Raw genomic sequence first — 24,544 nt, forward strand, 5'->3', positions numbered from 1 at the left:
TTTATTTTTCTTGGCGACAGGGACGGGTCACGACGGGGAACGGGGAGGCAAGCGGGCCGGTTGTGGCGCGCGGCCCGGCGAAGGTGGCATATTGCCTGGGCGCGGTCCGGAGGGCGACGATCGGAGAACGGGAAATGACGGACAGGACGATCGCGGACTTCTGGTTCGACCCCTCCTGCCCCTACACCTGGATCACCTCCCGGTGGCTGGCGGAGGTGGAACGGGTGCGGCCCGTCGAGGTGCGCCGGCACGTGATGAGCCTGTCGGTGCTCAACGAGGGCCGCGACGAGGATCCCGAGGGGGACACGGAGGGGTACCTGTGGGTGCCCGTGCGCGTCTGCATGGCCGTGCGGCAGGAGTACGGCCAGGAGGCGCTCGGGAGGCTCCACGCCGCGATGTGGACCGTCGGGCGCGCTCGCGGGGATGACTGGGCCGGTTCCCTGCACGACTCCCTCGTCGCCGCCGGCCTGCCGCCGGAACTCGCCGAGGCCGGGACGTCGACGGCCTACGACGAGGCGGTGCGCGCCTCGCACGCGGAGGGCATCGGCCTGATCGGTGAGCACGTCGGCACCCCGGTGGTCGCCGCCACCGGCCCCGCCACCGGTGGCGAGCGCGTGGTGTTCTTCGGCCCGGTGATCTCCCGGACTCCCGTGGGCGAGCAGGCGGGCCGCCTGTGGGACGGGACGCTGCTGGTGGCCGCGACCCCGGGGTTCCACGAGCTCAAGGGAGCCCCGCACGAGGAGCCCCGGCTCGACGATCCGAGCTGAGCTGACGGACCGCGGGCCCCGGAGGGGCCTTCCGCGAGCGGTCCTTTTCGAAGGCGGTTCTTCCGCGAGGGGTGCGACCCGCGTGCCGGGCCGTCCGGAGGGGTCCGGACGGCCCGTGGAGGGGAAGGCGCGGGCCGCACCCGGTCTCGCTCACCGCAGCCGGGTCACCGTCCCGCTCACTGGCGGGTCAGCTTGACGTCGTCCACCCCTGCCTCGACCAGGGAGGCGCCGGAGGCGTCACCGGCCTCGACCAGGATCCGGACGCTCTGCCCCGCGAAGGCGGAGACGTCGACGTTGGCCGCGCCCCAGGCACCGTTGCGGTTGGAGGCCGCGCCGAGTTGCTGGAACACCTGGGTGGTGGTGGAGCCGACGACCTTCACCCGCAGGAAGTCGGCGCTGGAGGCGTTGGAACCGTGCGCCAGATACCAGGAGAACGCCAGCTTGAGCGTGCCCGTCGACGGCAGGGTGACCGCCGGCGACCGGACGCTGGTGATGCCTCCGTCGATGTCGTGGTCGCCCGCGGCGGTGCCCGCGAGCCTGCCGGTGACCAGGTCGTTGGTGCCGCTGACGGTGGTGCCGAGCTGCTTGGCGCCGCTGGAGGCGGTGGCCTCGGGGTCGCCGCGCTCCCACAGGCCGGAGGTGGCGGTGTCGGTGCCGGACGGGTTGGTCGTCCAGCCGGTCGAGGTCTCGAAGGTGTCCTGCCAGACGACCGTCGGAGGCACGGCGGTCGCGGTCGTCCACACCGCGTAGGCGATGGCGTCGGCGTTGCGGTTCAGCGCGGTGTCGCTGATGTTGGACGTGGTGTCGCACGCCCGGTGGTAGCAGGGATCGAACGCCTGCCCCGCCGTACCGCCCCACAGGGTGGCCTGGGCGCTGGACTTGATGCCCTCGGCGCCGGTGAAGGTACCGCCCGCGGGGATGCCGACGGCGATGAACGGCCCGTAGTCGGAGCGGCCGTCGAAGTCGGTGCCCCGGGTGGCCACGCCGATCGAGGTGAAGTACGCCTGGAGCGTCGACTCCAGCTGCGCCGAACCCGCCGGGCCGGGGCCCGAGCCGACGCCGTCGGAGTTGTCGCCGTCGTAGACGAAGTATCCGGCGTTGGGCGAGCCGACCATGTCGAAGTTGTAGTAGCCCTTGACCTTGGCCCGCTCGGCGGCCGGGAGGTTGTTCACGTAGTACTGGGAGCCGCGCAGGCCCAGCTCCTCCGCGCCCCACCAGGCGAAGCGGAGGTGCTTGGTGGGTGCCAGCGACTGGCGGGAGACCTCCAGGGCGGTCTCCAGGATGGCGGCGCTGCCGGAGCCGTTGTCGTTGATGCCCGGTCCGGCGGTCACGCTGTCGAGGTGGGCGCCGACCATCAGGATGTCGTTCGGGTCGCCGCCCGGCCAGTCGGCGATGACGTTGTAGCCGGTCGCGCCGTTGTAGGTGAACGACTGCAGGGAGGTGGTGAATCCCGCCCCGTCCAGCAGGCCCCTGATGTAGTTGGCCGAGGCCAGGTAGCCGGGGCGGCCGTGGGCGCGGTTGCCGCCGTTGGCGGTGGCGATGGACTGGAGCTGGGTGAGGTGTGCCTTCAGGGCGGTCAGCGAGATGTCCGGTGGGACGGCGGCCGACGCCGACGGTGCGGTGAACGCCAACGGGATGGCCAGGATCGCCGCCATGCCCATGGTCCACAGACTGCGCATCATGCTCCTCGGGTTTGAGGGTGTGTGGGTCCCCCGAGCGGCGCGCACCCGTGGCGGGTGCGCGCCGTACAGCGTGGTGGTGCGCTTGCGGAGCGGTCCCTAGCGGGCGGCGCCCTCGTGTGCCGCCGCGGTCCTCGCCGCGGACTTGGCCACCGCGGCGTTGCGGTCGGGAATGCCGGTCAGGTCGTAGGCGAAGTACGCGGTGGCGTAGCCCACGGCCTTGGAGTTGCGCTCGAGCGCGGCGGCGTTGATGTTGTCGATGCCGTCGCAGGCGGAGTGGTAGCAGGGGTCGTAGGCGATGCCCGCGGTCCCGCCGAACTTGGCGGCCTGCTCGGGCGTCTTGATGCCCTCGGCGCCGGTGAAGATGCCGCCGGCCGGGATGCCGTTGGCGATGAACGCGCCGTAGTCGGAGCGGCCGGTGAAGTCGGTGCCCTCGAACGGCAGGTTGCGCTTGGCGTAGAACGCCTCGAGGCGCTTCTCGATCTCCGGCGATCCGGCCGGGCCCGCGGGGGCGCCCTCGGCGTCGGAGTCGTCACCGTCGTACAGGAAGGTGCCGTCGTTCGGCGAGGCGATCATGTCGAAGTTCAGGTAGAGCCTGATCTTGTCCTTCTCGGCCTGCGACAGGCCCGCGACGTACTGGTCGGAGCCGAGCAGGCCCAGCTCCTCGGCGCCCCACCAGGCGAAGCGCACCTTGTACTTGGTCGGCACGTGGGCCAGCTTCAGCGCGGTCTCCAGGACGGCGGCGCTGCCGGAGCCGTTGTCGTTGATGCCGGCGCCCTCGGGCACGCTGTCCAGGTGGGCGCCGACCGCGACGATCTCGCCGGACTTGCCCCAGCGGGTGTCGGCGATCAGGTTCTTGGTGCGGCCGACCGTGGTCTCGGCGTCGACCTTCAGGCGGACGGTGGTGTTCGGGCTGTCGGCCAGGTCAAGGCCGACGGCCGTGCTCGCCATCACGATGGGGAAGCCGAAGCGCCACTCGATGATGTCGAAGACGAGCGGGTCGGTACGGCCGGGCTGGCCCTCGTTGAAGAAGATCACACCGGCCGCGCCGGCCGCCTTGGCGTTGGTGGCCTTGTCGACGAACGGGCAGGTGCCGCGCTGGATCAGCGCGATCCGGCCGGGGACGAACCCGGCGAAGTCAGAGGTCTCACAACCCGCCGTCGAGGTGTTCGGGGTCGGCGCCGGCGGGATGACGGCGTCGACGACCTGTACCTGCGCGGTGACGTCGCCTCCGCTGGAGGAGACCACGGTCACGAAGTCGGCCGGGTTGGCGTAGGTCTTCGCCTCGGGGGCCGTCTGCTGCAGGACGGAGGGGCTCGCCTCCTCCCAGCCCAGCGGGAACTCGACGTCGGTCGTGGAGGTCTTGTACCCGGCCTTGCGCAGCTTGTCCTGCACGTAGGCGAGGGAGGCGTCGTAACCGGGCGTGCCCGCGGCGCGGTTGCCGCCGTTGGCGGTCGCGATCTCCTGGAACTTGTCCAGGTGCTTCTTGACGTTGCCGCCCTTGATCTGCGTCGCGAACACGTTGGCGAGGACGTCGGTGACGCCGGGGGACGTGGTCGCGATGGTCGCGCTCGCCGGGACGGTGAAGGCGAGGGGGAGAGCGATGGCCGTGACCAGGGTGGCGGCCTGGACCATGCTGCGTCGTAACCTCAGGCGCATAGCGCTCCTCGGGGTGGAACGGAGGGGGATCCCCTATTACGTACATGGCGGAACGTACCGTGATCAGCTGGTTTCGCCTAGATGCGCTGACGCTCAGGTGCACGAAAAGTTATCAAGCCGACCCTGACAGGGTTTTCTCAGGGATGTCTCGGGAACGGGTGAGTTCCGGTCGTTCGTTTGAAGAGACGAAGAACACCGATTCGGGGAGAGGTATCGTGCACCGTTCGAGAAACCACAAGATAATCGCCGGAGTCTGCGGCGGGATCGCGGAGACCCTCAACATGCCGCCCACCCTTGTCCGGGTGTTCTGGCTGCTGCTCTCGCTCATCCCGGGACCTCTGTGGGTCGCCTACGTGCTCATGTGGATCTTCGTCCCCAAGGCGCCGGCAGTCCGCTACTGAAAATAAGCTGGGGGCATGAGGCGACGCCCACTGTCCCTGGTCCAGGACGACCTGGTCGACTACGAGAAGGCGATGGAGCGGATGACCGACCTGGTCGGTCAGCGGCAGCGCGACGAGCGCCCCGACACGCTCTGGCTGCTCAGCCACCCGCAGGTGTACACCGTGGGCAGGCGAACCCCTGAGCAGCACCTGCCCGACCCCGCTCACGGCATCCCGGTCGTGAGCACGGGTCGTGGCGGGCAGCTCACCTACCACGGTCCCGGCCAGCTGGTCGGCTACCTGGTCGTCAAGCTCGATGAGGACGAGGGGATCGTCGACTACGTCCGCGAGGTCGAGCTGAGGCTCGTCGGCGCGCTCGGCGCGCTGGGCGTCCCGGCCGAGCGCCGCGACACCCCGCCGGGCTCGGAGCTGCTGACCGGTGTGTGGACGGCCGAGACGGGACGCAAGATCGTCTCGATCGGCATGCGGCAGAGCCGCGGCGTCACCAGTCACGGGTTCGCCCTCAACGTCGACGGCGACCTGACCCCGTGGGGCTGGGCGGTGGCCTGTGGCATGCCCGACGTCGACATGACCTCCATGGGGCGGGAGGCCCCCGCCGCCGCGGCCATGGACCGGGTCCGCGCGGCGGTGGCGGAGGCCTTCGAGGCGAGCTGACCGGCCCGGTCTCGGGGAGCGGGCCGGTCACCTCGTGCTCTCGGGGGCCCTCTGGGATCTCGGGACCTAGGTCAGCCGATCGGCTCCTTGCCGGCCGTGTCGGCGGCCGTGCCGGTCGGGTCGAACGCCTCGGCCATGTCGATCGTGCGGCGCGGGCCGGTGAACCAGTGCCTGGCCGACAGCGTCCACCACAGGCCCACGGCCAGCACCATCACGCCGACCACGATCGGCGCGTAGTTGACCGCGGTCCAGGTGAAGTCGTCGCTGAACGGCACGGCGGCCGGGACCAGCGGCATGATGAAGTAGATCGAGACGATGAAGATCTCGACGATGGCGATCCAGCACATGACCTTGTACTTCGGCCCCAGCGTCCAGGGCCCCGGCTGGAACCGGTCGCCCATCCGCAGCCGGAGCCAGATCGGGATCGCGAAGGCGATGTAGAGGCCGATGACCGCCACCGACACGACCGCGTAGAAGGCCAGCGGCAGGCCGCCGGGGGCCTCGTACAACGCGGGCAGGGTGAGGATCAGCGCGGACGCGCAGCCGAAGACGATCGCGTTGACGGGGGTCCGGTTGGCGTCCACCCTCGACCACAGGCGCCAGCCGGGGATGGCGCCGTCCCGGGAGAAGGCGTAGGTCATCCGGGACATCGAGGTCACGCAGCTCATCCCGCAGAAGAACTGGCCGATGGTGGAGATCGCGAAGATCGCCGTGGCCAGGTTGCCGGGGAGCGCGCTGTCGAAGATGGCGCCGACGAAGCCGCCCGCCTCGTTGACCGCGTCCACGTCGGTGGCCGCGAACAGGAAGGCGAGCAGCAGGATCCAGCCGCCGATCGCCGAGTAGAAGATCGACTGCCACAGTCCCCTGGCGGCGGCGGTGGAGGCGCCCTGGGTCTCCTCCGACACGTGCGCGCACGCGTCGAACCCGGTGATCGTGTACTGGGTCAGCAGGAAGCCGAGCGGCAGCACGTAGAACCAGTACGACGAGTCGGAGAAGCCGGAGTTGTTGATCGTCTCGGTGAAGACGAACGACATCGACTGGTGCGAGTCGGGGCCGAAGACCAGGATCAGCACGACCACCGCCGCGCCGAACACGTGCCACCACACCGAGACGTTCTGCAGCGTCGAGATCAGCCGGTGGCTGAAGATGTTGATCAGGGCGTGCAGCACGAGGATGACCGCGAACAGGATGAACGCGTTGGTCAGGCTGGGGTCCCAGCCGGCGAAGAACCGGCTGAGGGTGATGTTCAGGAAGGTGGCGCAGCCGTAGTCGACCGAGGCCGTCACGGCGATCAGGCCGATGAGGTTGAACCACCCGGTGAACCAGCCGTGGATCGGCTTGCCCATCTTCGCGGCCCACCAGTAGATGCCGCCGGCGGTCGGATAGGCCGAGACCAGTTCCGACATGCACAGCCCGATGATCAGAATGAAGATCGAGATCAGCGGCCACCCCCACGCGATGGCGACGGGGCCACCGTTGTTCCAGGCCTGGCCGAACGTGGTGAAGCAGCCGGCCAGGATGGAGATGATCGAGAAGGAGATGGCGAAGTTGGAGAAGCCGCTCCAGGTTCTGGAGAGCTCCTGCTTGTAACCGAGTTCCGCGAGGCGCTTCGCGTCCTCGTCGACGGAGCCGACCGATGTTGGCTTGGTCACTCAAGCCTCCTTGCGTGGTGGTGCGGGGGGTGGGGAGATCCGGCGCTCGCGCCCCGGACGTCGTCGACGAGCCGTCCGAACCCGGGGTCGTCCAGGTCCCGTACGGCTTGCGAGAACTTGTCGGCCGCCTCCGCCTCGTAGTCGAAGTCGGCGTCGGCCGCCTGCTCCTTGAGCAGCCCGTGGTGCACGGCGAACCAGAGCGTCCAGGTCAGGTTGGACATGATCAGGTTGAGCCGGACCCTGGAGGTGAGGCGCCGGTCGTCGGTGCCGAAGTAGGCGCGGGCCAGCCGGGCGGTCAGATCGGGGTCGTAGTCCGCCTCGGCCGCGATGTCGCCCAGCTCGAAGGCCGGGTCGTTGTTCCCGGAGAGCTGGTAGTCGACGATCCTGACCTCGGCGCCGCAGCGGATGAAGTTCTCCGGCAGCAGGTCGTTGTGGCACGGCACCGTGGGCAGCGGATCGGCGGCCAGCGCCCGTTCGATCTCCGCCGCCGTGGGAAGACGGTCCTCGTAGCCGTCGGGTGTGCTCAGTTCGTGGGTACGGCAGAGGGCGAGGAACTCGTCGAGCTTGCGGAAGATGGAGAAGTCGTTGACGAACCTGGGTCCGGCGTGCAGCCGGCGGCAGGCCGCCGCGATGGGGCCCGGAATCGTCCGTACGGCGTGGGCGTCCAGGGTGGCGCCGTCGAGATACTCCAGGACCAGCGCGCCCGGCAGCCGGTGCAGCACCCTGGGGCCGACTCCCGCGTCCGCCGCGTGGAGCGTGTTGGCGATCTCCTGGTCGAGCGGTATGCCCAGGCCGGCCTCCGAGACCCGGGGATCCAGCACGCGCAGCAGCCATCGCTGCCCGTCGGCCGTGGTGAGCCGGGAGATCCGGTGGCTGAGACCACCCTTGATCAGAGTCTCGGTCACGGGCTGGTCAGCCCATTTACGGACGTCCGCTAGAGGATCTGGCATGCCGCCCTCCTTTGGCCTACCTTCATACCATTGATCCAATTCTGTGGACTAGGTGTTACAGAGGGGTTGCGCGCCTTGAAACTTCCCAGTTCCGCGCGGGCCGTCGTGATCGGCGGCGGGGTGGCCGGTTGCAGCGTCGCCTACCACCTGGCGAGGCTCGGCTGGACCGAGGTGATCCTCGTCGAGCAGCACGAACTCACCGAGGGGACCACCTGGCACTCGGCCGGATTCGTGGGCCAGCTCCGCTCCACGGTCACCCAGACCAAGATGATCATGTATTCGGCCGGCCTCTACCCCGAGCTGGCCGAGCTCACCGGGCTGGACCCGGGATGGCGCGGGGTGGGCGGCCTCCGCCTGGCGACCACGCCCGAGCGGGTGGAGGAGTCGCTGCGGCTGGCCGGGGCCGGGGAGACCTACGGCCTGGGCCTTGAGGTCGTCTCCGGCGCCGAGGCCAAGGAGATGCTCCCGCTGCTGCACGCCGACGACGTGCGGGCCGCGCTCTGGTTGCCCGGGGACGGCTGGCTGGACCCGGCGCTGCTGGCCAGGGCGCTGGCGGCCGGGGCGCGGAAGCTGGGCGTGCGGATTCACACCGGGACCCGCGTGACGGGACTCGACGTGGCGGGAGGCGCGATCACCGGGGTACGGCTCGCGTCGGGGGCCGGGGGCTCCGACGGCTTCGAGGAGTGGTCGGTCCAGGCGGAGACCGTGGTCGTCGCGGCGGGGGCGGCCAGCGGGCGGGTCGGACGGCTGGCCGGTGTCGATATTCCGGTCGTGCCAATCAAGCATCAATATGTCACCACCGAATCATTCGGGGTCCCGTCGTCCATGCCCACGGTGCGGGATCCGGACAACATTGTCTATTTCCGGGAAGAAAACGGCGGGATTCTGGTGGGCGGATATATTCGCGATCCAGAAATCTGGGACACGGTTGCTCCATTGGACGAGCCGCGAACCGTCTTTCCCCCAGATATGCCGAAATTTCGGGAATCGTGGGAATCGGCGGTGCGACGGGTTCCCGAGCTGGGCCGTACCGAGATCACGAAGGTCGTGCACGGCCCCGAGGCGTTCACCCCCGACGGCGAGTTCCTCCTCGGCGAGACCCCGGTCCGCGGGCTGTGGGCGGCGGCCGGCTTCTGCGTCCACGGCCTGGCCGCGGCCGGGGGCGTGGGCAAGGTCATGGCCGAGTGGATCGTGGATGGCTCGCCCGAGTACGACATGTTCGGCATGGATCTGCGGCGCTTCGGGGCCCATGCCCGTTCCGCGTCGTGGACCCGGGCCAAGGCCCTCGACTCGTACTCGAAGTACTACGACATCGTCTACCCCGGCGAGGAGCGCACCGCCGCCCGGCCGCTCCGCCGCTCCCCGGCCTGGGTGCGGCACGTGGAGCTGGGAGCGTCGTTCGGCGAGAAGTCCGGCTGGGAACGGGTCAACTGGTACGAGCCCGGCCGTGATCTTCCCCCGGACGACCGGAGCCCCCGCCCGGACGGCTGGGCGGGCCGGATCTGGTCGCCCGCCGTGCGCGAGGAGTGCCTGGCCACCCGCGACGCCGCCGGTCTCTTCGACCAGACCTCGTTCTCCAAGCTGGAGGTGTCGGGGCCCGGGGCCCTGGAGGGGCTGCAGCGGGCGTGCGCCGGGCGGCTCGACCGGCCGGTGGGCTCGATCGTCTACACCCAGCTCCTCAACGAGCGCGGCGGCATCGAGGCCGACCTGACCGTCACCCGCCTGGCGGAGGACCGCTTCCGCCTGGTCACCGGCACCGCCTTCGGCGTCCACGACGCCGCCTGGCTGCGCGGCCGGGGCCTCGACGTCCGCGACGTCACCTCGGCGCACGCCTGCTACTGCCTGTGGGGTCCCAGGGCGCTCGACATCCTCGGTTCCGTCTCCGGCGACGACCTCACCTTCGGCTACATGAAGGCCAGGGAGATCAGCGTCGGGAACGTCCCGGTACTGGCCCAGCGGGTGACGTTCGTCGGCGAGTTCGGCTGGGAGCTGTACTGCCCGTCGGAGTACGGGCTGACGCTGTGGGACACGCTCACGGAGGCGGGAACGCCGCACGGCATGCGCCCGGCCGGGTACCGTGCGATCGACTCGATGCGCCTGGAGAAGGGGTACCGCGTCTGGGGCATGGACATCACCCCGGAGACCACCCCCCACGAGGCCGGCCTGGGCTTCGCGGTCGCCCGCGACAAGGACTTCCTCGGCCGCGCCGCCCTGGAGGCCGGCGCGGGTGCCGGAGCGCCGGCACGGCGTCTGTTCTGCCTGGTCCTGGACGACCCCCGCCAGGTCTGCCTCGGCGGGGAGCCGGTCCGCGCCGGCGGCCTGCCCGCCTCGCGGGTGACCAGCGGCGGGTACGGCCACCGTGTCGACCGCTCGATCGCCTACGCCTACCTGCCCGGGGACACCGCCCCCGGCGACCGCGTGGAGGTCGGCGTCACCGGCACCTGGGCGGGCGCCGTCGTCACCGCGGAACCCCTCTACGACCCGTCCTCGGAACGGGTCCGGCGCCTGCCGTCCTGACCGTCCCGGCGGGCGCTGGCCCCACCGGCCAGCTGGGTTTCGCCTGGTTTCGCGGCCTTTTGCGACTCTTTGCGGCCTTTCGCGGCTCTTCAGGGCCCTTCGCGGCCTCTTGCGGTCCTTTGCGGGCCCGGTGGTGAGAGGCCGGCACCCGTCCCTGATTTCCCATAGGTCCCGTCACGGACGTGCATATCGGCCATCCTGTGATCTGGAGACCGGCGTCAGATATACCCCCCTGGGGTTGCTGGAAAGGTGGTGGTGTGGCACTGTGGTCGAGCGAACGGATACCCCCTATGGGTATTGAGAAGGGATGGTCGAGATGAACGGCGCGATCAAGGTGGGTGCGTACGCGCTGGGGCTGGCCGTGCTGTTCGGCGGAGCCCTGGGGGCGGGCCGGCTGGCCGGTCCGGTGGGAAGCGCGGCGGCCGAGAGATCTCCCGGCACCGGCACCGAGCGGGGCGCGGGTCAGGACGCCGGGGCGGGTGCGGACCACGGCGCCCACCAGGAGACCGGGCAGGGGGCGGGGCGGGAGACGGCGGCCGCGAAGGCGCCGACCGTTCCCGCGGGGCTCCAGGTCTCCCAGGGCGGATACATGCTCATGCCGGAGACCGACGAGGTCAAGGCGGGCAAGCGGACCGACTTCCGCTTCACGGTGATCGGCCCCGACGGCTCGCCCGTCACCGGGTTCACCACCCAGCACGACAAGAAGCTGCACTTCATCGTGGTCCGCCGCGACCTGACGGGCTTCCAGCACCTGCATCCCACCCAGCTGGGCGGCGGGGTCTGGTCGGTCCCGCTCGAACTCCCCGACGCCGGGGAGTACCGCGCGTTCGCCGACTTCGCCCCCGAGGGGGCGCAGCCCCTGACGCTCGGCATGGACCTGTCGGTGGCCGGAGACTACCGGCCCGAGCCGCCCGCCGTCCCGGCCGGGACCGCCAAGGTGGGCGACTACACCGTCACCCTCAAGGGTGATCTCATCCCCGGCCGTACGAGCATGCTCACGCTCTCGATCGCCAAGGACGGCGAGCCGGTCACCGACCTGCAGCCCTACCTGGCCGCGTACGGGCACCTGGTCGCGCTGCGCGACGGCGACCTGGCCTACCTGCACGTGCACCCCGACGGCGCGCCCGGTGACGGGCGCAGCGCGCCCGGCCCGGACATCACCTTCTACGCCGAGGTGCCGAGCGCGGGAACCTACGGGCTCTACCTGGACTTCAAGCACGCCGGGACCGTGCGTACCGCCGTGTTCACCGCCGCCACGAGCCCGGACCCCGAGGGGGGCGGGGCCACGGCATCGTCCGGAGACGGCCACGGGCACAGCCACCAGCCGTGAAATACCCCGTAGGGGTTAGGCGTTCTGATAGCGAGGAGAGACACGTGCCTGGACACACCCACCGCGGGGGCGACGGCCCGTGCCGGGTCGAGGGACGGGCCCGTTCCCTGGCGGCGGCGAGGTTCCCGGTCCTGACCCGCCGGCCGATGCCGGGCCGCACACGACGACGGAGAAGGTACGAGGAGATGCCGTGACGTCCACGACCACGACCACCGGCGAGGCGCCCGTCCACGGCGGGATCGAGCTCGCCATCGGCGGCATGACCTGTGCCTCCTGCGCGGCCCGCATCGAGCGCAAGCTCAACAAGCTGGACGGCGTGACCGCGACCGTCAACTACGCCACCGAGAAGGCGAAGATCACCTACCCCGCCGGCGTCACCCCCGACGATCTGGTCGCGGAGGTGGAGAAGGCCGGATACACCGCCGAGCCGCCCGCCCCGCCGGTGTCCGCCGAGCGGGACGGGACGGACGAGGAGGAGGGGGAGGAGGGAGAGCGCGGGCTCGTTCCCCTCAGGCAGCGCCTGATCACCTCGGCCGTGCTGTCGGTGCCGGTCGTCGCGATGGCGATGATCCCGGCGCTGCAGTTCGACCACTGGCAGTGGCTCTCCCTCGCCCTGGCCGGTCCCGTCGTGGTCTACGGCGGGTGGCCCTTCCACCGAGCGGCCTGGACCAACCTGCGGCACGGCGCCGCGACCATGGACACGCTGGTCTCGCTGGGGACGATCGCCGCCTTCTCCTGGTCGCTCTGGGCCCTGTTCTTCGGCACGGCGGGCATGCCGGGCATGCGGCACGGCTTCGAGTTCACCCTGTCCGGGGGTGACGGTTCGGGGAACATCTACTTCGAGGCCGCCGCCGGGGTGGTCACCTTCATCCTCGCGGGCCGCTACTTCGAGGCCCGCTCCAAGCGGCGCGCCGGTGCCGCGCTCCGCGCGCTGCTGTCGATGGGCGCCAAGGACGTCACGCTGGCCTCCGGGGAGGTCGTTCCGGTCGGCAGGCTCACGGCGGGCGACCTCTTCGTCGTACGGCCGGGGGAGAAGATCGCGACGGACGGCGTGGTCGAGGAGGGATCCTCGGCCGTGGACGCGTCCATGCTGACCGGCGAGTCGGTCCCCGTCGAGGTGCGGCCGGGCGACGCGGTGGCCGGCGCCACCGTGAACGCCGGGGGGCGCCTCGTGGTGAGGGCCACCCGGGTCGGCTCGGACACCCAACTCGCCCAGATGGCCAGGCTGGTGGAGGACGCGCAGAACGGCAAGGCCGCCGTGCAGCGGCTGGCCGACCGGATCTCCGCGGTGTTCGTGCCGATCGTGATCGCGCTGTCCGTGGCCACCCTCGGCTTCTGGCTCGGCACCGGTTCCGGCGCCGCCGCGGCCTTCACCGCCGCCGTGGCGGTACTGATCATCGCCTGCCCCTGCGCCCTGGGCCTCGCCACGCCGACCGCGCTGATGGTCGGCACCGGCCGGGGCGCCCAGCTGGGCATCCTGATCAAGGGGCCGGAGGCGCTGGAGTCGACCCACGGCATCGACACCGTCGTCCTGGACAAGACCGGCACCGTGACGTCGGGCACGATGACCCTCAGGGACGTCTTCCCCGCCGCCGGTGAGGAGCGCGAGGAAGTGCTCCGGCTGGCCGGGGCGCTGGAGGGCGCCTCCGAGCACCCCGTCGCCCGCGCCGTCGCCCGCGCGGCGGACTCCACCGCCCCGGTCGAGGACTTCGCGAACGTCGAGGGACTCGGTGTCCGGGGCGTCGTCGACGGGCACGCCGTGCTCGTCGGGCGGCCCCGGCTGCTCGCCGACCGGTCGCAGCACCTGCCGCCCGAGCTGGAGGAGGAGCTGGAGCGGGCACAGGCGCGCGGGGAGACGGCCGTCGCGGTCGGCTGGGACGGGAAGGCCCGCGCGGTGCTCACCGTCGCCGACGCGATCAAGCCCACCTCGGCCGAGGCGGTCGCCGCGCTGCGCGCGCTCGGCCTGCGCCCGATCCTGCTGACCGGCGACAACGAGACGGTGGCCCGCACGGTCGCCGAGGCCGTCGGCATCGAGGACGTGATCGCCGACGTGCTGCCCGCCGACAAGGTGGAGGTCGTCAAGCGGCTCCAGTCCGAGGGCCGTACCGTGGCCATGATCGGCGACGGGGTCAACGACGCCGCCGCTCTGGCCCAGGCCGACCTCGGCATGGCGATGGGCACCGGCACCGACGTCGCGATCGAGGCCTCCGACCTCACCCTGGTCCGGGGCGACCTGCGGGTGGCCGCCGAAGCGATCAGGCTGTCCCGCCGCACGCTGCGCACCATCAGGGGCAACCTTTTCTGGGCCTTCGCCTACAACGTCGCCGCCATCCCGCTGGCCGCGTTCGGGCTGCTCACCCCGATGATCGCCGGCGGCGCGATGGCGCTCTCCTCGGTGTTCGTGGTCAGCAACAGCCTGCGGTTGCGCCGCTTCAGGTGAGGGGCGCCCCCGCGGCGCGGGCGTTATGGTGGAGTCCGCGCGGCAGGGCGCACCCGGTCCGCGGGAAGGGCAGAGCCCACCTGAGCACCACACTGCTCATCGGCCGACCTCCTTTTCGGCCCGATCACGCGGACGTCGGGCGTGACGAAAGGGAGGCCTCCGTGCCTGTTCGCCGTCTTCCCGACAACCCCAGCCTCGAACACCTGAGAAATCAGGCCAAGCGCCTCAAGAGGGCGGTTCGCGCCGCCGACACCGCCGCGCTGGAGCTGGTCGCCGAGTTCCACCCCCGCCCGCTCCCCGGTCTTCCCGCGCGGCCCGCGTCGCCGCCGGTCGGGGGAGACCCGCGCCCGCCGGAGGGGTTCACGCTGGCCGACGCCCAGCTGACGGTCGCGAGGGCGTACGGCTTCGCGAGCTGGCCCCGGCTCCGTGCCCACCTCGACGTCCTCGCCCGGCACTCCCGCTCACCCCACCTGGTACCCCGGAGCGCGGACCCGGTCGCGGAGTTCCTCCGGCTGGCCTGCCTGCCGTACGGGAACGACGACCCGTCGCGCCGTCGCGAGGCGGCGCGGGCGCTGACCCTGGACCCGGGACTCGCGGTCGCGAGCGTCCACACCATGGCCGCGACCGGTCAGGTGGAGGCGATGGCCGCGACGCTGGCGGCCGACCCGGCCCAGGCGAGGGCCGAGGGCGGGCCGTACCGGTGGGAGCCGTTGCTCTACCTGGCGTACTCGCGGGTCGAGGGCGGCGACGCGCCGGAGACCGCCCGGCTGCTGCTGCGACACGGTGCCGACCCGGACGCGGGATACCTGTGGGAGGGGCTGACCTCGCCGTTCACCGCGCTCACCGGGGCCTTCGGCGGTGGCGAGCGCGGCGAGCCGCCGCACCCGCGCTCCGCCGAGCTGGCCAGGCTCCTGCTGGAGGCGGGCGCCGATCCCAACGACAGCCAGACCCTCTACAACCGGGGGCTCTGCGGGTTCGGCTCCGACGACACCGAGCATCTGGAGCTGCTCTTCGAGTACGGTCTCGGCCGGGGGGACGGCGGGCCGTGGCACCGGCGCCTCGGTCCCACGCACGCGACACCGGAGCAGATGCTCCAGGACGAGGTGCTCGCCTCGGTCATCAGGCGGCGGCCCCGGCGCCTGAGGCTCCTGATCGAGCACGGCGCGGGCCTCGACGGCCCCGGCACCGGCCATCCGATCTTCCAGGGCCGTACGCCCTACGAGCTGGCCGTGCTCGGCGGGCACCCCGAGCTGGCCGGAATGCTCGCCGAGGCCGGGGCGAGGATCTCCCCCTGACGCGCTGACCGGTCATCGCCGGTCACCGCGCCGCCGGTCCGCCGGGTCAGGAGATGGGACAGGGCCGATGATCAGGGTCCGGCACGGGGACTCCCGCGCCGGGCCCGTCGCGCTCCGACAGCTGGAGGATCTTCCCGACCGTCGCCTCGTCCGCGGTGTAGATGTGAGGCACGTCGACGAACACCCTCATCGACCCGCAGCCCACCATGAGACCGTCCGCGACCTCGCTCTGGATGCCGCGCAGCGGTACGTAGTTCAGGTAGGAGGTGAACACGTTCTGCGACCGGAAGGCGGCGGTCATGACCAGCCGCCCGGCACGAAGCCTGAAGGCCAGGCTGGTCAGGCACGGCACCGCGTCGAAAGGCTCGCCGGGAGCGGTGAGCGAGATCCAGCCGCTCTTGGTGTACGGCTTGGCGCGCAGCACGTCGGTGATCCAGCCGAGCTGGTCGACACCGAGGAACTGGCGGAGCCGCCCTCCGTAGCTGTACTTGAACGGCGGGACGACCGACCGCTCGCTGAACTTGCTGGAGTACAGCGGGATCTTCCCGGCGTCGCCGTAGCATTTCAGCACCGGATCGTCCCAGGCCAGGCCGGTGACCTCGAACAGCACCGCCGGAGCCTCGATGATCGGGCCGCGGTCGTCCAGGGCGGGCCCGCCGTTGTGTGTCACGTGTCGCATCAGCCAGATCCACGTCTCCCCACAAGACGCGAATCTGAGGAGGTCGGACATTCAGGTCTCCACGTTGGGGAAATGGAAGGGATTGTGTGGGAGCCGGCGTTGCCGGGAAACATTGGCGCGAACGTAGTAGACGAAATAGTGGACCAGCGCGAGCAGGCCGATGATCACCAGGAGCAGCGCCGTGGTCGGCGCCGCCCCGATCATCCCGAGCACGCCTACCGCGATGTAGGAACTGTTGACCAGGGCCAGCATCATCACGTTGATCCCCGGCCAGGCCATCGGCGCGTACGTCTCCGGATACCGGGGATCCACCGGCAGGTTGGGAGTCCAGCCGAGGGCCGAGAACTGGTCCTTGAGGTGGACCGCGTAGAGCAGGCGGAAGTTGTTGAGCGCCCGCGCGGTCCTCATGTGAGCGTTGACGGCCTCGATCAGCCGCAGGAAGGGCAGCACGCTGAGCAGCCCGAACGCGGCGACCATCGCGAACAGGTGCCAGGGCACGGTGAGCCAGGTGGTCAGCGTCTCCGGGCTGACCACCTTCGCGCTGGCCAGCGCGACCGCCGCGGCGAACGGGGCGGCGAGCAGGCTCATGGACAGCCGGGTCATCTTGATGCGCTCGTCCTTGGCCGCAAGATAGACCTGGTACGTCCCTGTGAAGTCCACGGAGACGAGGGCGAGGAATTCCCCGGGTGCGACGGGCAGCCCGTCCAGGGTCTCGGGTAGTGCTGCCGCGGTCATCCGCGGTGACATCTTCCGCATCGGGACCCCACTTTCGCCGGATAGTGGATTTTCCCGTAAGAAGATATTGACCCACTTGTCAGGCGAATGAGTGCGTTTTAACGACATACGTCTCAGAGTTCTGCGCGGCCTCTCCCGCCGGCGAGTCTTCCCTGAACGCGTCTCTCCCGGATGCCGAGGTCCGCTGCGCGCCGGAGGACGGAACCGTCGTCCGCCCGCGCGTCAGTGTCCCTCCGCCGCCCTGGACTCCTCATCCAGCAGGGCCTCCTCCACGGAGGCGGCCATCGTGAAGTAGGCCAGGAGACCGGTGGTGGCCATCATGTGGCGCAGCGTCCGGCTCACCCCGGCCAGCACCAGGCGGGTCCGGGTCTCCTGGCTCCTGCGCAGGAGCCACAGCAGTTCCGCGAGGCCGGTGGAGTCGCAGAAGGTGAGCCCCGCCAGGTCGAGGATGAGCCGCGGCCCGGCCTGGGCCCGCGTGTCCGGAGACGTCTCGAAGGCCTCCGGAGACGTCTCGAAGGAGGCGAGGACCTGTGGTGGGGGAGAGAGCGAGGCCATCGTGGAGAGCGATGCCACCCCGTCCGACGGCACCCCGTCCGACGGCGGCCCGTCCGGTGGCGGTCTGTCCGGGGAGAGGGGAGAGGGGCCGTCGGGGAAGAGTGGTGGCGGGCTTCCCGGGGAGGGGGGAGGCGGGCTCCCGGGGAAGAACGGGGAAGGGGGCTCGGGCGACAGCGGTGACGGCGGATCCGAGGGGAGCGGAGCTCCCGAGGTCAGCGGGACTTCCGAGAGGAACGGCGTCTCAGAGCGGAACGGCGTCTCCGGGAGAAGCGGTGACACGCCGGAGAACGCCGTCGGAAGCGTCGGGAACGCGGACGGCGAACCGAGTGACGGAGGAGCGGGGATCTCGGACCGCGAGTCGAGCGCCGGAGAAGCCGGGAGCTCGGACGGCGAGTTGCCGGTGCTCAGGCTCAGGGCCCGGACGATCTCTCTCCGGAAGGTCGGTGCATAGTCGTAGTCGAGCTCGCCGATCGCCCGGACCACGATGGCGCTTCCGCGCGCATCGGCCGATATCGAGAGCGTGTTCACACCTTCGGGTGGCATGGAAAGACTCCTTAGACCCGCAGTTCACAGGGCGGGCGTTCCCTCCGTCTTACCAGGTATGCAGTTCTGGTCGCCCCAATGGGGGCAATTACAGTGTACTTGCGAGATTTCGTCCTATCTGGCGGATGGCGGGGGAGGACCACCCACTCGAAGCCCCTGGCCATCGGTCCTTCGTTTCGGAAGGACGGCCTCACCGCGCGGGCTCGGCCGGGCCGCGCGAACGGCCTCACCGCGCGGGCTCGGCCGGACCGTGCGAACGACCACATCGCGCAGGCTCGGCCGGACCGGAACGGGCCGGTCCGGAGCGAGCCGGAACGGGCCGGAAAACCGGCAGGCCGGCCCCCCGGTCGAGGGGCCGGCCTGCGCGCTCCGGTGACACCGGGGCCGGATCGTGCGGGGTGGCCGGATCAGATGCCGGATCGCGTGCCCGAGGTGACGGGGACCGCCGTCACGGGCTGAGCCGAAAGGACAGGCGGACGAGGTTCCGTACGGGATCCCGCGGCTCCTCCCGGCGGTTCCACCGCTCCCGGTGCGCTCGATGCCGGGCGCCGGCGCATGCCGCGTTCGGCCGCCGGCCGTGGTCCGATCTCCTTGCCGAATCCCATCCGGTGGAGAAGCCACCCCAGGGAGCCTCCCAGGGCCACGACCCCCGCACCGACCCAGAAGAAGAGGACGCTGGCGGACACCATCGCCACCCCGGAGATCGCGAAGCCGGTGATGCAGACGATCGAGCCGGTCCAGCCCGCCACGGTGTGTCCCATGTCGTGCTCTTCGTGGATCTCCGCCAGCTCCGCGAGGTCTTTCCTTATCCCCACGATGTCTCCTCCGTCTGGAGCGCCGCCCTCTGCGGGCCGTGGCGGATCGCCGGGTGGCAGGCGCTAGGTTGAGTCCGCCCGTATCATTTATCTCACGAGCTAAGTTTCTTAGATAGTAAGGAGACTTTGTGGTGGAACGCAAGTCAGAAGCCGGCGCCTCGCCGCCGGAGGTCCTGGCCCGCATGGACCAGCTGATCGCGTTGAGCCTGGTCGGGCAGCACACGCTCGCCGAGCGCCTCGGCATCAACGTCACGGACCTGACGTGCCTGGGCTTCGTCCTCGGCGCGGGGGAGGAGGCGCTCACCGCGGGACGCCTCGCCGAGCTGGCCGGTCTCACCACGGGAGCCGTCACCGGGGTGGTCAACCGTCTGGAGAGCGCCGGTTATGCCCGGCGCGTTCCCGACCCCCACGACCGGCGCCGTGTCCGGATCGTCCCGGAAGGGGATTCGGCCGCCCGCATCGCGGCGGCGTACGAGCCCACCTACCGGCGGCTCACCGAGCTCTTCGAGAGCTATGGCCCGGACGAGCTGGCCGCCATCTCCGACTGGTTCACGCGTGCCGCCGACGCCATGCGGATCTCCCTGGCCGAGATCCGCGAATCTCCGGCTCCCTGAGGCCGGACGCCGTTCCCGTTCTGGTCGCCGTGCCCGGTACCGCCGTGTTCGATGCCCGGTACGTTCGCCATGCCGAAAAGGACGGGAAGCGGGAGAGGCGCGGACGGAGGGCCGGGGCGGCTCACGCGAAAAGGTGTTCGCCCAAAGGCGTCGTGAAGTCGTAAAGGGGCCCGACGTGGAAAAGGGCGCCGGATTCGTCGCCCTCGACGGCGGCGCCGATGTTCTCACGCGTTTTCCGGAGGGCGCCACCGGTGACTACGGGGTCCGGCCGGGACCCGTGGCGAGGACGGGGGCCCGTGACCCGGAGCGTCCGCGGGTCATAGCGTTGATCATGGTGATGGCACCGGCCGGGGCGCCGATCACCGGCGCGCGGGCGAGCTCGCGGCCGGTTCCCGCCGGGCGTTCATCCTCCGTCGCGGCGCGCGTTCTGCTTCGCGATTCCCTGGAGGACCTCGGTGACGTGGGGGGCGCAGACCGGGTCGCGGGAGTGCCTGCCGGAGAACCAGCGCGTTTCGATCACGTAGTCGGCCGGATGGCCGCAGAGACACTTACCGGAAGTTCCGGAATCCACCGGTACGACCGCCGTGCGGTGAGTCACCATGAGCTAACTTTAGACTCGTTTGACGCTTTTATGATATTTCCTCGCTTTTTTTACTAATAAATCAATCGAGGCTTGCCCGGAACCGGCCCGTGCTCCGGCGCGAAGGACTCCAGGGCCGGAACGGCGGGGGCGGGCGGTGGTTCACCGGACGCCGGCGGGCAGCGGTTCCGCGATCCGCGCACCGGCCAGATCGGCGCTGACGGCGAACCTCCCCGACAGCCCGCTGACCTTCAGCAGCCCGCGCACCACCGGCGCCGGCGCGATCAGCCGCAGCGTGCCACCGTGCCGCACGGCCCTGCGCAGGGTGGAGAGCAGCACGGCCACCCCGCTGGCGTCCATGGCGGTGACCATGGACATGTCGAGGAGGAGCCGGTATCCCGGGCGGCCCAGCGCGGCCAGCAGGTGCTCGCGGAGCGCGTTGGCGGTGAAGATGTCGATCTTTCCTGCGACGTCGCAGACCATCCAGTCCGGGTGGGCGTGCGTGGACAGGTCCATGTGGACCTCCGATCGGCGGCCGCGGGCATCAGCCCGTGGAGCGTCCGTTGGAATGGGCGGGCGGTGTGACCGATCGATGCCGCTGTGGCGATGTCGAAAGTGTGCCACATCGGAGTGCGTTTCCGTGGTGCCTGTTCGTCATCGCCGACGTGTCCGGGGCGGCGGATCCGTTTTTCGCCGGCACCCGGCCCGGTGGGGTCGCTTCACGCGGGCCTCACCCGGCCGCCGGCGGGTCGGCCCCGAGCGCCGCCAGCGCGGCGGCCACCGCCAGGGGGCCGAGCGTCTCGGCCGGCACGTCGGCGAACTCCACGGTGCAGTCCGAGAGCCCGCCGATGGCCACGACCGCGCGGGCGCGGGCGGCCAGGTCGGGCTCCGGACCGAGCAGCAGGGTGATGAGCCGCCGCCGCCAGTGGCCCATGCGGGACCCCAGGTCGAGATGGGCCAGGGTGGACAGGTCGCGCACCACCATCACGGTCACCTCCCGGTGCCGGAAGGTGATGTCGAAGTAGTTCTGGAGGAGATCGCGAGGGCTCTGCGGAGCGTTCGCCTCGGTGGCGGCCAGGAAGGTGTCGACATCGTCGATCAGCGGTTGGACGATGCTGCGGAGCAGGTCCTCCCGCGAGGTGAAGTGGTAGTAGAGCGCGGGTTTGGTGATCCCGAGCCGGTCGGCGATGTCACGCAGGCTCGTCTGCTGCACGCCCTTCTCGGCGAACAGTTCCCGCGCGACCGCCTGGATGCGCGCCTTGGTGTCGGACGGCCTCGCCACCTGTTGTTCTCTCCTGTCCTCGCGCCGGACCTCCCGTACGCGCGGGCGTCCTCGTGCTCGGACCAAGGGTACCGGCACGGCGAAAGTGACTGACTTAACGATAGGTAAGTGCTTGTGCGAGGTCGTTCGGATGACTTACCTTCCGTTAAGTAAAAAAGTGAGCGGGAGGGAAGGGCATGCGAATCCTCGTTTCCGGAGCCAGCGTCGCCGGGCCGGTCCTGGCGTACTGGCTGGACCACCACGGCTTCGAGGTCACCGTGGTCGAGCGGGCACCGGCGCCGCGCAGGACGGGCGGGCACGCGGTCGACCTGTTCAAACCGGCCCTGGAGATCGTGGAGCGGATGGGCCTGCTCCCCGCGGTCGAGGAGAGGGAGACGGGCACCCTGCGCATCACCCTCACCGGCGCGGGGAGCGAACGGCCCGTGCGCGTGGACGTCGACCGCCTGATCGCCGCGTTCTCCGACCGGCACGTCGAGATCATGCGCGACGACCTGAGCGAGATCCTCCACGGAGCGACCCGCGACCGTGTGGAGTACGTGTTCGGCGACTCGATCGCGTCCCTCAGGGAGGACGACGGCGGGATCGACGTCACCTTCGAGACGGGCGCGCCCCGCAGGTTCGACCTGGTGATCGGTGCCGACGGCGTCCACTCGAACGTGCGCGGCCTGACCTTCGGCGAGGAGTCGCGGTTCGCCGAGTTCGTCGGCACCTACCTCGGGGTCTTCTCCCTGCCCGACCACCGCGACCTCGACGCCGAGGTGCTCGCGTACGGCGACGTGGGCAGGATGGCCGCGTTCTACAGCGCGGCGCACCTGGACGAGGCGCGGGCGATCCTCCTGTTCCGCAGCGAGGAACTGGACTACCACCACCGCGACATCCCGCGCCAGAAGCGGCTGCTGCGGGAGGCGTTCTCCGGGGCGGGCTGGGAGGTGCCGAGACTGCTCGACGAGATGGACGCGAGCTCCGCCTTCTATTTCGACTCGATCACCCAGATCCGGATGGACTCCTGGTCGCGCGGCCGGATCAGCCTGGTCGGCGACGCGGGCTACTCGCCGGGCGCGGCGGTCGGGGGCGGCACCAGCCTCGCGGTGGTCGGCGCCTACATCCTCGCCGGAGAGCTGGCGGCGGCCGGTGGCGACCACGAGCGGGCCTTCCGCGCGTACGAGAGCGAGCTCGGCGACTACGTGAGATACAGCTGGGGGCTGGGCCGCAGGATGGCGAAGACCCTCGTGCCGGACAGCCGGTTCCAGCTGTGGGCCACCCTGCGGGGTACGTGGCTGCTCGCCCGCCTGCCCCGCGGCCTGGTCCGCGCCCTGGCCGGTCTCCGGCGCACGAGCGTGCGCATGCACGACACGATCGAGCCGAAGGACTACTCGGGCAGGGAGCGGGCCGGGCGTGAGCGGGCGTGAGGCCGGCCGGTTCCGGTCACCCGAACCGCCAGCGTGTCGCCGTCCTGCCGTCCGCGCCGTAACCGAAGGCACGCGTGGGCGTGACCCGGTAGAAGCCGTACTCGGGTGAGCCGGGAAGGCCGTCCTCGTGGACGGAGCCGTCGCGCACCGCGAGCTCCCACTCGTACTTCGCCCTGAAGGCGGCGGCCACCCGCCGGAGCTCGTCCTCGTCCCGTGCCCGGGTGGCGTTCCCCTCCACCACGAGGTCGAGGGTCTCGCCGGCGACGGTGATGACGCAGTGGGGGTTGCCGGCCAGGTTCCTGGCCTTGCGGGACGTCGGGCGGGTGGTGATCCAGGGCGCGTCGCCGGACCAGATCAGCAGCACGGGCACGGCGTGCGCGCGGCCGTCGGGCCGCACCGTCGAGAGCCAGGCCTTCGGCGCGGACTCCAGGCACGCCCGCGCCTCGTCCCACGGTTCGACCGTCGCCTCGTCCGTGCTGAACGGCGTCGCGTCGGCCTCGCCGAACAGGAGTTCGGCGACAGGGGTCCTCTCGGTCATCACGGGTCTCCTCATCCTCGGGGTCCTCGGGGTCCTCGGGGTCCCGCCCCTCGCCGGGCGATGGCCGGTCGGGCGGTGCTCACGCCCCGTACTCGTCGTACTCGTCGTGCAGGCGCCACCACGCGTAGGGCCGGGTCTGCGGCCGGCCCTCGGGGGAGTCCTCCCAGGTCTCCTGGCGGCCGAAAGGCGTCAGGTCGAGGAAGGTCCAGCCGCTGCCGAGCCGTTCGACTCCCCGCCCCGTGGTGGAGTAGGTGCGGTAGACGGTGTCGCCGTCGCGAAGGAAGACGTTCAGCGCGAACCCGTCGCCCGCTCCCATGTCGTCGTTGAAGGTGGTGCCCAGCGAGGAGAACCACGGGATCGTCCAGCCCATGCGCTCCCTGAACGGGATGATCTCGGCCAGCGGACCCCGGGACACCAGGACCAGGGAGGTGTCGCGCGCGTGGAGATGGCTCAGATGCCCGATGTTGTCGGTGAACATCGAACACCCCGAGCAGAAGGCGTCTCCGCCCAGCCACATGAAGCTGTAGACGATGAGCTGGCGCCGCCCGTCGAACAGGTCGACCAGGCTCACCGGCCCGTCCGGGCCCTCGAACACGTACCCGCCGCCGTCCCCCTCCTCGCCGATCCGGACCATCGGCATTCTGCGCCGCTCGGCGGCCAGCGCGTCCAGCGCGCGGGTGTGTTCCTTCTCCTTCACCAGCAGCGCCTCCCGCGCGGCCTGCCAATCCTCGACCGAGACGACCTGGGGGTGATTCATGATGCGCTCCCTCCGGTGGGTTCCTTCAAGGAACTTACTAGGGAGACGCTAACAGGGGATCGTTCCTTAAGGGAACCCTCTCGCCTAGACTGCTCTCATGCAGCGAACCCGATTCGGTGACATGGCCTGCTCGATCGCCCGCACGCTGGATGTCATCGGGGAACCGTGGTCGCCACTGATCCTGCGGAACATCTATGTCGGCATCAACCGCTTCGACCAGATCCAGCAGAGCCTGGACATCTCACGCAAGGTGCTCACCGAACGGCTCAAGTGGCTGGTCGAGAACGGCGTGCTGGAGCGGCGGGAGTACTCGAGCCGGCCGCCCCGCCACGAGTACACGCTCACCGCCAAGGGCCTTGAGCTGTGCGACCTGCTCCTGGTGATGGTGCGCTGGGGCGACCGGTGGACGGCGGGCGAGGCCGGTCCGCCGGTGCTCTACCGCCACCACGCCTGCGGCGAGATCAGTCATGTCGAGCTGCGCTGCTCGGTCTGCGACCGGCGGATGGGCGCCGCCGACGTCGACGTGCTGCCCGGCCCCGGGGCCGAACCCCCGGCCCCGTCACACGATCAGGCGGGCACGGACCGGTACGAGCACGCCGAATCCTGAGACGTGCGCCTGCCCCGGCGCCGGACGCGGCCGGTTACCGGTGAGGTGGACCTCCGGCTCGCGGTGCCGTTCCCCTGCCGAGCCCC

General features: G+C 70.6%; 23 protein-coding genes. 10 read left to right on the plus strand and 13 right to left on the minus strand.

From position 1 onward, the window contains the following. The first annotated feature begins 134 nt into the window (after positions 1 to 134). Entirely contained in the window at positions 135 to 767 is a 633-nt protein-coding gene (locus ACTOQ3_RS07385) for a mycothiol-dependent nitroreductase Rv2466c family protein (protein ID WP_440082651.1), read from the plus strand. Positions 768 to 943: 176 nt separating this feature from the next. On the opposite strand, the gene ACTOQ3_RS07390 is transcribed toward ACTOQ3_RS07385, so the two are convergent. Together ACTOQ3_RS07390 and ACTOQ3_RS07395 are read right to left on the minus strand one after the other, a co-directional pair. After that, positions 944 to 2,449 carry a M28 family metallopeptidase gene (locus ACTOQ3_RS07390; protein WP_440082652.1) on the minus strand — a complete coding sequence of 502 codons (1,506 nt, stop codon included), beginning with the start codon at positions 2,447 to 2,449 and terminating at the stop codon, positions 944 to 946. Positions 2,450 to 2,545: 96 nt separating this feature from the next. Next, positions 2,546 to 4,105, minus strand: a complete 1,560-nt coding sequence (locus ACTOQ3_RS07395) for a M28 family metallopeptidase (RefSeq protein WP_440082653.1) — start codon at positions 4,103 to 4,105, stop codon at positions 2,546 to 2,548. Between the two features lie 215 nt (positions 4,106 to 4,320). Between ACTOQ3_RS07395 and ACTOQ3_RS07400 the strand changes: the two genes are divergently transcribed. Further along, the gene (locus tag ACTOQ3_RS07400; protein ID WP_344743060.1) at positions 4,321 to 4,506 is read left to right on the plus strand and encodes a PspC domain-containing protein; all 186 of its coding nucleotides are present in this window, start codon (positions 4,321 to 4,323) and stop codon (positions 4,504 to 4,506) included. 15 nt (positions 4,507 to 4,521) lie between these two features. After that, entirely contained in the window at positions 4,522 to 5,160 is a 639-nt protein-coding gene (gene lipB / locus ACTOQ3_RS07405; RefSeq protein WP_440082654.1) for a lipoyl(octanoyl) transferase LipB, read from the plus strand. 71 nt (positions 5,161 to 5,231) lie between these two features. On the opposite strand, the gene ACTOQ3_RS07410 is transcribed toward lipB, so the two are convergent. Together ACTOQ3_RS07410 and ACTOQ3_RS07415 are read right to left on the minus strand one after the other, a co-directional pair. Then, entirely contained in the window at positions 5,232 to 6,812 is a 1,581-nt protein-coding gene (locus ACTOQ3_RS07410) for an amino acid permease (protein ID WP_440082655.1), read from the minus strand. Next, positions 6,809 to 7,717 (minus strand): phosphotransferase, encoded by a 909-nt coding sequence (locus tag ACTOQ3_RS07415; RefSeq protein ID WP_440082656.1) that lies wholly within the window; start codon positions 7,715 to 7,717, stop codon positions 6,809 to 6,811. The genes ACTOQ3_RS07410 and ACTOQ3_RS07415 overlap by 4 nt, the downstream gene beginning before the upstream one ends. A 120-nt stretch (positions 7,718 to 7,837) precedes the next feature. Between ACTOQ3_RS07415 and ACTOQ3_RS07420 the strand changes: the two genes are divergently transcribed. The 4 genes from ACTOQ3_RS07420 (at position 7,838) to ACTOQ3_RS07435 (ending at position 15,344) form a co-directional block, all read left to right on the plus strand. After that, on the plus strand, positions 7,838 to 10,279 hold the full coding sequence (locus ACTOQ3_RS07420; protein WP_440082657.1) for a GcvT family protein: 2,442 nt from the start codon (positions 7,838 to 7,840) through the stop codon (positions 10,277 to 10,279). Between the two features lie 307 nt (positions 10,280 to 10,586). Then, the gene (locus ACTOQ3_RS07425) at positions 10,587 to 11,609 is read left to right on the plus strand and encodes a hypothetical protein (RefSeq protein WP_440082658.1); all 1,023 of its coding nucleotides are present in this window, start codon (positions 10,587 to 10,589) and stop codon (positions 11,607 to 11,609) included. A gap of 259 nt (positions 11,610 to 11,868) precedes the next feature. Beyond that, on the plus strand, positions 11,869 to 14,049 hold the full coding sequence (locus ACTOQ3_RS07430) for a heavy metal translocating P-type ATPase (protein WP_440082901.1): 2,181 nt from the start codon (positions 11,869 to 11,871) through the stop codon (positions 14,047 to 14,049). Positions 14,050 to 14,210: 161 nt separating this feature from the next. After that, a complete protein-coding gene (locus ACTOQ3_RS07435; RefSeq protein WP_440082659.1) occupies positions 14,211 to 15,344 on the plus strand; it encodes a hypothetical protein in 1,134 nt (377 codons plus the stop codon). 46 nt (positions 15,345 to 15,390) lie between these two features. Here the strand turns inward: ACTOQ3_RS07435 and ACTOQ3_RS07440 are convergent, their stop codons facing one another. From ACTOQ3_RS07440 to ACTOQ3_RS07455, 4 genes are all read right to left on the minus strand, one after another. After that, positions 15,391 to 16,023 (minus strand): hypothetical protein, encoded by a 633-nt coding sequence (locus tag ACTOQ3_RS07440; RefSeq protein WP_440082660.1) that lies wholly within the window; start codon positions 16,021 to 16,023, stop codon positions 15,391 to 15,393. Positions 16,024 to 16,074: 51 nt separating this feature from the next. Then, a complete protein-coding gene (locus tag ACTOQ3_RS07445; protein ID WP_440082661.1) occupies positions 16,075 to 16,758 on the minus strand; it encodes a hypothetical protein in 684 nt (227 codons plus the stop codon). Between the two features lie 222 nt (positions 16,759 to 16,980). Next, complete coding sequence (locus ACTOQ3_RS07450) at positions 16,981 to 17,856, minus strand: STAS domain-containing protein (RefSeq protein ID WP_440082662.1); 876 nt, start codon at positions 17,854 to 17,856, stop codon at positions 16,981 to 16,983. Positions 17,857 to 18,263: 407 nt separating this feature from the next. Further along, a complete protein-coding gene (locus tag ACTOQ3_RS07455) occupies positions 18,264 to 18,671 on the minus strand; it encodes an HGxxPAAW family protein (protein WP_440082663.1) in 408 nt (135 codons plus the stop codon). A 131-nt stretch (positions 18,672 to 18,802) separates the two neighbouring features. Here ACTOQ3_RS07455 and ACTOQ3_RS07460 point away from each other — a divergent pair, with 131 nt between their 5' ends. Next, the gene (locus ACTOQ3_RS07460; RefSeq protein ID WP_440082664.1) at positions 18,803 to 19,285 is read left to right on the plus strand and encodes a MarR family winged helix-turn-helix transcriptional regulator; all 483 of its coding nucleotides are present in this window, start codon (positions 18,803 to 18,805) and stop codon (positions 19,283 to 19,285) included. A gap of 403 nt (positions 19,286 to 19,688) precedes the next feature. Here ACTOQ3_RS07460 and ACTOQ3_RS07465 read toward each other — a convergent pair whose 3' ends face one another. From ACTOQ3_RS07465 to ACTOQ3_RS07475, 3 genes are all read right to left on the minus strand, one after another. After that, entirely contained in the window at positions 19,689 to 19,886 is a 198-nt protein-coding gene (locus ACTOQ3_RS07465) for a hypothetical protein (protein WP_440082665.1), read from the minus strand. Positions 19,887 to 20,027: 141 nt separating this feature from the next. Beyond that, positions 20,028 to 20,381, minus strand: coding sequence for an STAS domain-containing protein (locus ACTOQ3_RS07470; RefSeq protein ID WP_440082666.1), 354 nt, complete (start codon positions 20,379 to 20,381; stop codon positions 20,028 to 20,030). A 214-nt stretch (positions 20,382 to 20,595) separates the two neighbouring features. Next, on the minus strand, positions 20,596 to 21,147 hold the full coding sequence (locus tag ACTOQ3_RS07475) for a TetR/AcrR family transcriptional regulator (protein WP_440082667.1): 552 nt from the start codon (positions 21,145 to 21,147) through the stop codon (positions 20,596 to 20,598). 176 nt (positions 21,148 to 21,323) lie between these two features. Between ACTOQ3_RS07475 and ACTOQ3_RS07480 the strand changes: the two genes are divergently transcribed. After that, positions 21,324 to 22,556, plus strand: a complete 1,233-nt coding sequence (locus ACTOQ3_RS07480) for an FAD-dependent monooxygenase (RefSeq protein ID WP_440082668.1) — start codon at positions 21,324 to 21,326, stop codon at positions 22,554 to 22,556. A gap of 16 nt (positions 22,557 to 22,572) precedes the next feature. Here the strand turns inward: ACTOQ3_RS07480 and ACTOQ3_RS07485 are convergent, their stop codons facing one another. Continuing rightward, complete coding sequence (locus ACTOQ3_RS07485; RefSeq protein ID WP_440082669.1) at positions 22,573 to 23,094, minus strand: pyridoxamine 5'-phosphate oxidase family protein; 522 nt, start codon at positions 23,092 to 23,094, stop codon at positions 22,573 to 22,575. 79 nt (positions 23,095 to 23,173) lie between these two features. Next, on the minus strand, positions 23,174 to 23,851 hold the full coding sequence (locus tag ACTOQ3_RS07490; protein ID WP_440082670.1) for a DUF899 domain-containing protein: 678 nt from the start codon (positions 23,849 to 23,851) through the stop codon (positions 23,174 to 23,176). A gap of 97 nt (positions 23,852 to 23,948) precedes the next feature. Between ACTOQ3_RS07490 and ACTOQ3_RS07495 the strand changes: the two genes are divergently transcribed. Continuing rightward, positions 23,949 to 24,458 carry a winged helix-turn-helix transcriptional regulator gene (locus tag ACTOQ3_RS07495; protein ID WP_440082671.1) on the plus strand — a complete coding sequence of 170 codons (510 nt, stop codon included), beginning with the start codon at positions 23,949 to 23,951 and terminating at the stop codon, positions 24,456 to 24,458. The last annotated feature ends 86 nt before the right edge of the window (positions 24,459 to 24,544 follow it).

Source organism: Streptosporangium sp. LJ11 (genome assembly GCF_051918945.1).
Lineage (GTDB): Bacteria > Actinomycetota > Actinomycetes > Streptosporangiales > Streptosporangiaceae > Streptosporangium.

Bases quoted from the DNA above. Each gene is read 5' to 3' on its own strand.
- ACTOQ3_RS07385 (WP_440082651.1), top strand. From the start codon at position 135: ATGACGGACAGGACGATCGCGGACTTCTGGTTCGACCCCTCCTGCCCC.
- ACTOQ3_RS07390 (WP_440082652.1), bottom strand. From the start codon at position 2,449: ATGATGCGCAGTCTGTGGACCATGGGCATGGCGGCGATCCTGGCCATC.
- ACTOQ3_RS07395 (WP_440082653.1), bottom strand. From the start codon at position 4,105: ATGCGCCTGAGGTTACGACGCAGCATGGTCCAGGCCGCCACCCTGGTC.
- lipB (WP_440082654.1), top strand. From the start codon at position 4,522: ATGAGGCGACGCCCACTGTCCCTGGTCCAGGACGACCTGGTCGACTAC.
- ACTOQ3_RS07425 (WP_440082658.1), top strand. From the start codon at position 10,587: ATGGTCGAGATGAACGGCGCGATCAAGGTGGGTGCGTACGCGCTGGGG.
- ACTOQ3_RS07430 (WP_440082901.1), top strand. From the start codon at position 11,869: ATGACCTGTGCCTCCTGCGCGGCCCGCATCGAGCGCAAGCTCAACAAG.
- ACTOQ3_RS07440 (WP_440082660.1), bottom strand. From the start codon at position 16,023: ATGCGACACGTGACACACAACGGCGGGCCCGCCCTGGACGACCGCGGC.
- ACTOQ3_RS07445 (WP_440082661.1), bottom strand. From the start codon at position 16,758: ATGACCGCGGCAGCACTACCCGAGACCCTGGACGGGCTGCCCGTCGCA.
- ACTOQ3_RS07450 (WP_440082662.1), bottom strand. From the start codon at position 17,856: ATGCCACCCGAAGGTGTGAACACGCTCTCGATATCGGCCGATGCGCGC.
- ACTOQ3_RS07465 (WP_440082665.1), bottom strand. From the start codon at position 19,886: ATGGTGACTCACCGCACGGCGGTCGTACCGGTGGATTCCGGAACTTCC.
- ACTOQ3_RS07470 (WP_440082666.1), bottom strand. From the start codon at position 20,381: ATGGACCTGTCCACGCACGCCCACCCGGACTGGATGGTCTGCGACGTC.
- ACTOQ3_RS07480 (WP_440082668.1), top strand. From the start codon at position 21,324: ATGCGAATCCTCGTTTCCGGAGCCAGCGTCGCCGGGCCGGTCCTGGCG.
- ACTOQ3_RS07485 (WP_440082669.1), bottom strand. From the start codon at position 23,094: ATGACCGAGAGGACCCCTGTCGCCGAACTCCTGTTCGGCGAGGCCGAC.
- ACTOQ3_RS07490 (WP_440082670.1), bottom strand. From the start codon at position 23,851: ATGAATCACCCCCAGGTCGTCTCGGTCGAGGATTGGCAGGCCGCGCGG.
- ACTOQ3_RS07495 (WP_440082671.1), top strand. From the start codon at position 23,949: ATGCAGCGAACCCGATTCGGTGACATGGCCTGCTCGATCGCCCGCACG.